Annotated in this window: 7 protein-coding genes; 5 read left to right on the forward strand and 2 right to left on the reverse strand. The window is 40.9% G+C overall.

Translation table 11 applies throughout. The features are described from left to right. On the forward strand, positions 1 to 878 hold an 878-nt coding region (locus LD39_RS10730), incomplete at its 5' end, for a nitronate monooxygenase family protein (RefSeq protein WP_035546135.1). 19 nt (positions 879 to 897) lie between these two features. Beyond that, entirely contained in the window at positions 898 to 1,176 is a 279-nt protein-coding gene (locus LD39_RS10735) for a UPF0223 family protein (protein ID WP_035546137.1), read from the forward strand. Positions 1,177 to 1,216: 40 nt separating this feature from the next. Here LD39_RS10735 and LD39_RS10740 read toward each other — a convergent pair whose 3' ends face one another. After that, the gene (locus tag LD39_RS10740; protein WP_035546139.1) at positions 1,217 to 1,852 is read right to left on the reverse strand and encodes a YktB family protein; all 636 of its coding nucleotides are present in this window, start codon (positions 1,850 to 1,852) and stop codon (positions 1,217 to 1,219) included. 181 nt (positions 1,853 to 2,033) lie between these two features. On the opposite strand from LD39_RS10740, the gene LD39_RS10745 reads away from it, so the two are divergent. Together LD39_RS10745 and LD39_RS10750 are read left to right on the forward strand one after the other, a co-directional pair. Beyond that, complete coding sequence (locus LD39_RS10745; protein ID WP_035546141.1) at positions 2,034 to 2,222, forward strand: hypothetical protein; 189 nt, start codon at positions 2,034 to 2,036, stop codon at positions 2,220 to 2,222. Positions 2,223 to 2,357: 135 nt separating this feature from the next. Then, complete coding sequence (locus LD39_RS10750; protein WP_035546143.1) at positions 2,358 to 3,167, forward strand: inositol monophosphatase family protein; 810 nt, start codon at positions 2,358 to 2,360, stop codon at positions 3,165 to 3,167. A gap of 39 nt (positions 3,168 to 3,206) precedes the next feature. Here the strand turns inward: LD39_RS10750 and LD39_RS10755 are convergent, their stop codons facing one another. Beyond that, a complete protein-coding gene (locus LD39_RS10755; RefSeq protein ID WP_035546145.1) occupies positions 3,207 to 3,389 on the reverse strand; it encodes a DUF5325 family protein in 183 nt (60 codons plus the stop codon). 116 nt (positions 3,390 to 3,505) lie between these two features. Between LD39_RS10755 and LD39_RS10760 the strand changes: the two genes are divergently transcribed. Then, the gene (locus tag LD39_RS10760; RefSeq protein ID WP_035546146.1) at positions 3,506 to 3,880 is read left to right on the forward strand and encodes a YlaH-like family protein; all 375 of its coding nucleotides are present in this window, start codon (positions 3,506 to 3,508) and stop codon (positions 3,878 to 3,880) included. The last annotated feature ends 232 nt before the right edge of the window (positions 3,881 to 4,112 follow it).

The raw sequence follows: 4,112 nt of genomic DNA on the forward strand, positions 1-4,112 counted from the left end.
CTGATCTTGCTGCAGCCGTTTCGCGAGCGGGTGGACTCGGCCAGATCACGGCAATGAGCATGGACGGACCTGAACAATTAAGATATGAAATCGAGAAAGTGCGAACCGTGACTTCTAAACCGTTCGGGGTGAACTTCGCTATTGGACAACACGGAAGATCATTTGAAGATCGAGTTCAAGTAGCAATCGATGAAAACGTGCCAGCGATTTCTGTAACTGGAGGGAATCCTAAACCGGTATTGGAAATGGTGAAAGATACAGGCATAAAAACTCTTGTATTAGTGGCTGCCCGGCGTCAAGCGGTGAAGGCAGAAGAATTGGGAGCGGATGCAGTCATGGTCGTCGGTCATGAAGGAGGAGGTCATCTTGGTAGAGATGATGTAGGTACGTTTGTGCTGACGCCCCAAGTAGTAGACGCCGTATCTATTCCAGTGATCGCATCAGGCGGCATCGGCGATGGAAAAGGGTTGATGGCGGCTCTTGCTCTTGGTGCAGAGGGGATAGAAATGGGGACACGTTTCATTGCTACAGAAGAATGTGTTCACGCCCACAACAGTTACAAACAAGCCTTAATTGAAGCGGACGAGACTTCGACAACTGTTATCAAACGTAGCCTGAAGACGCCTGCTAGAGCGCTTAGAAATAAATGGACCGACCAAATTATTGAGTTGGAAAAAGAAAAGGCAGGGTATGAGGGACTGAAAGACTACATAAGTGGAGAGGCTAACAAAAAGTATATTTATGAGGGGCTGGATGACCAGGGTTTCGGATGGGCCGGTCAAGTGACTTCAAGAATTAACGACGTTCCTACGGTGTCGGAACTTTTTCAAAGAATTTTGAAAGAAGCGGAACAAATCCGTACAAAATGGTCAACGTAATACATAAGGGGGTCTATAAATGAGTTACAGTTATCCAATTGATGAAACATATTGGACGAAAGAAGAAATCATAGATGTTGTCAATTTCTATTCTTTGGTTGAGCAAGCGTATGAAAACAATGTCAGCCGTGATGATTTATTACTCGCTTATACGAGGTTCAAGCAAATTGTTCCATCTAAAAGTGAAGAAAAGAAGCTTTGTGGAGAATTTGAAAAAGAGTCAGGGTATTCCTGCTATCACACAGTGAAAAAAGCACGCTCTAAGGCTCAAGGTGACCGAATAAGTATGGATCAATAATGAAAGAAGGAGCAGACTGGATTAAGTCTGCTCCTTCTTTTTAATTTAACTGCTTCGTATAACTGTAAAGAGGCTCCAGTGTTTCAAAAGTTTCTTTACATAATTTAAGGAAAGCTTCTGGATCCTTCAATCGTTTATCATTGCGAGGGATATTTTGTCCACAAAGAATTTCGGCTTTTTTAACATTCTTTAAACGATCTGTCATAGACAAGAATTTTTCTTCATCCACGTCCTCATGCGGCATGGAATCGGGTTTAGTATGATCAACAGACCAGACAAAATTTTTGGGGATGTCAGAAAGAATTTTCTTCCTGTTCTTTTCTAATGTTTTAGCAAATTCTTGTTTGATTGGGCTCTCGTATATAACGGCAAACCAGATAAATACGTGACTCTCCCATAAACCGACTTGAAAATGAGGCAGTTTTTTGTACCCTCTTTTATTAGAAGCGAGTGCTGCCCATGTGTCATTTGGAGGATTGGTCTTCCTTCTGGCATGTTTTGCAACGTGAACAAACATCTCATCCCCTGTCATTGCCGTAACATCTGGCTCTAGTTCCGTCGCAATGGCTTCCAGCTTAGGTGAAATCTGTTCCCTTAATGCACTCATCCGATTTTCCAAGCCTAAAATGGAGAACACATCGAAATCCTTTTGAGTAAATCCATTAAAAGTACTCATGATCATCAACTCCTATATCAACTACATGTTAGTTTAACAAAAACCGTACGGCTTTATGAAGTAATGTGTTCACTTGGTTTGAATCATAATAAAATGGGTTACATATAAGTAATCTAACTGAAACTTCTGTCACATTACTAACATATATATATAGCAAGGATTTAAGAGGGAGGGAATGGCAATGAAACATGTCATGGAAGCGTTACGTAAACGAGAAGCTGAAGAGAAGCTCCCGGTAATCCGTATGGAAATTGATTACGAACTTGTGACATTGCATGATGCAATGATCGCCGGTGACGAGGAGCAGATAAATAAAAGTAAGAAAAAGCTCTCCGCACTTCGTAAGCAATTGATTGAATGGTCTTCATAATTACGAGCAACAATAGGGTTGCTCGTATTTTTTTCATTCATCAATAGGCGCTTCCCCATGTTGACTCCCAAACATGCAAGATGAACGTCATTTTGATACGATAAAGATTGAACTTGATTAAAGGGGTACGAACTTATGGATAAACAGATGAAGCAAGATATTTTCAACCATGCGAGAACCTGGATCATGGAAGCAGGGGAAAGAATCAGAGAAAAAATTGATGCTCCAAGATCGATTGAAACGAAATCGAATCCTAATGATCTTGTAACAGAAATGGATCAGGAGACAGAGCAGTTTTTTGCTAAAAGAATTAAAGGTACTTATCCTGAACACTTCCTATTAGGAGAAGAAGGGTTTGGGGATGAAATCGAGGAGATGAAAGGAACGGTATGGATTGTTGATCCTATCGACGGAACGATGAATTTTGTCCATCAGAAAAGGAACTTTGCAATTTCCATCGGGATCTATCATGACGGGGTAGGTGAAATCGGTCTCATTTATAACGTGATGGAAGACACATTGTATTCCGCTCAAAAAGGACAAGGGGCTTACAAGAATGACCATCAACTGCCTGTATTGAATGAATCAAGACCGTTAGAGCAGTCTATACTAGCTTTGAATACGACGTGGATGCTTCCTGAAAATCCCCATGTTGATCACCGTGGGATTGAAAAATTGGTGAAAAAACTTCGAAGTACACGTTCCTATGGTTCCGCTGCTTTAGAATTTGCTTTTGTAGCTGAAGGAATTCTAGATGGATATTTGACGATGACTCTTATGCCTTGGGACTATGCTGCGGGTGCGATTCTGGTACAAGAAGTCGGAGGTACGGTGTCACGTGCGGACAAAGAGGAGCTTGATTTATTAAATCAAACAACCGTATTAGCTAGTAGGATAAACATTCATGATGAAATCAGTGACGGATATGTGGACTTAAAAAAATAACATACAAAAAAGCGACCGTTCAGTTGGCGGTCGCTTTCTTTAAGTATCCTGCTGCCTTTTCAGTTTAAGCCCATATCCCATAATCATAAATCCTAATAGAAAGAGGAAGCCTGCCAGCCAGAAACTTTCCTGTCCAATGGCAAACCCTACGCATACAAAAGATAGGATAACGAGAACAGCTAAAAATGCCATGTTAGGTTGAAAATTTTTCAAAAGTCTCACCTCAAACGCTATTATATATGATTAAGCCTAAGAATGAAAATTGGACAAAGGGTGGTTTCTTTTTCCTACATTTAGTATGATAGAGGATAGAATAGGGAGATACGAGGAGGAACATCATGGAAGACATGGCAACACTTACGGTCCCTACGGACTTATGGCCAGTGGCGAATTTCTTTTTCCAAGGCCTCGGAAATGAAGTGAACCTGAATAATGAGAATGAAGTTTCGATGTTATTTCGTTCTTTTATGCTTTTATATTTGACTGTCGTTATTTTGACGATCATCACATTTAAACTAGGTTTTGCTAGAAAACTTCCTTTAGGAAAGAACATTGTCGTTTATTCTGTATTGATAATTGGAACGTTTATCTTGACTCTGATCCTTGGTTTGAATTTGCCGCTTCCAGAAAGTCTCATTGTGGCTGCCATTATCCTTGGAGTTTACCGTCTAAGGCTGCACAGAGAACGGGGCACGCGGCAAAACGAATCATAAGTCAATAAAAAAAGCTGGACCTGCTATTGGTCCAGCTTTTTTTATTGACTTATGTCGACCACCCAGGTCAATTCCGCTTTTCGATCTATCCAGCTCCTCCACCTAGACACTCGAGACATAAGTCAATGACTTTCGTGAGGAAAGATCACCTCACTACATTCCTTGTCTTATGCTTGTCGTGTCTCCCGAGGTGGTTCCGCATTTAATCTCAACTCAAGTGTTTTTCTTTTTT

It is taken from the genome of Halobacillus sp. BBL2006 (assembly GCF_000786645.1).
In the GTDB taxonomy this organism is placed as follows: Bacteria; Bacillota; Bacilli; order Bacillales; family Halobacillaceae; genus Halobacillus.